Annotated in this window: 1 protein-coding gene and 1 pseudogene; both read right to left on the reverse strand. The window is 67.7% G+C overall.

The annotated features are described in order from the left end of the window. Positions 1 to 478: pseudogene (locus AHiyo1_RS26590) on the reverse strand (DNA-formamidopyrimidine glycosylase family protein); the annotation flags it as partial. Then, the coding region (locus AHiyo1_RS10825; protein ID WP_445286206.1) for an Lhr family helicase at positions 471 to 1,082 on the reverse strand (612 nt) is incomplete at its 5' end. The gene AHiyo1_RS10825 and the pseudogene AHiyo1_RS26590, both read right to left, overlap by 8 nt.

The following is a 1,082-nucleotide window of genomic DNA, read 5'->3' on the forward strand; positions in this document are numbered from 1 at the left end:
CCGCGTCCCAGTCGGGCCCGAGCAGGTCCGGGCCGAGGTGCCCTACTACGCGGGACTCGTCCGGCGTCGGGATCACCTCCAGGATTCCCAAGGAGAAGCCGACGACGTCGGCCGTCGCTGTGCGGAGGACGCACCTGGCCGTGTGGCCGGGTTTCCTCCACCGGCCGCCGGGGGGAATAGACCTGCCAGCTTCCCTCCATTTTCAAATGCGAATGGATGGTCAGGGCGCGGCGGGATGGTCCGGTAGCCGCCGGACCGGCATCGTCCGCCGGCCCAGTCGCGACCGACCCAACCGCCGCCGGCTCCAGCAAGCGCATGAGCAGGTGCTTTCCCCGTGGCACTACCTCGGACACGGTCCATCCGGCCAGGTTCAGTGTGGCAAACCTGGGTACCGGAAGTCCGAGGAGACAAGGGCCTGCCCAGCGAGGGCCTTGTGCAACTCCGCGGCGGCCCGCCAGACCGAGTCACCCTCAGGCACGGATCCTCAAACCCTTCGGCGTGGAGTACGCCCCGGCAGCCGCAAGGGCGGAAGCCACGGGGGTGTCCAAGAGGTCATGGCCGTTGACCTTTTCCATAATCAATTTGTCCACGGCTCCCCGCCGCACCACTCCGACGAGCGCGGCAGCGGCAGCGGCCAGGACGGCGTCGTCTTGGCTGAAAGTGAGCAGGGTCTTCCCTCCCCGTTCGACATACAAAACCAAGGCGCCGTCGACTATCACCACCAGGGCACCTGCTTTCCGTCCCGGACGGTGGCCCGATCCAGCGTCGACGGCCAACGCGGGCCACGGGAGGGCCGCGCCATACGGGTTTGCGGGGTCCGTTGCGGCGAGGGCCAAAGCGACTGGCTCCGTTTTGGCGAGTTGGGCGTCCTCCGTGAAGGAGCGTAATCGGTCCACTGTCGCCGGCACGGCAAATTGGGCGGCGCCGAGGTGTTCGATGAAGTAGCCGCGGCGGCACCGCCCGGCTTCTTCGAGGCGCGCGAGGACCTTGTACATCAGCCCGAATCCGCCCACGATGTTCTCCACCATGACGGAGCCCCGAGTCACGACGCCGTACCTGTCGAGGAGGAGTTCGGCGGTGCC

This window comes from Arthrobacter sp. Hiyo1 (assembly GCF_001263615.2).
In the GTDB taxonomy this organism is placed as follows: domain Bacteria; phylum Actinomycetota; class Actinomycetes; order Actinomycetales; family Micrococcaceae; genus Arthrobacter.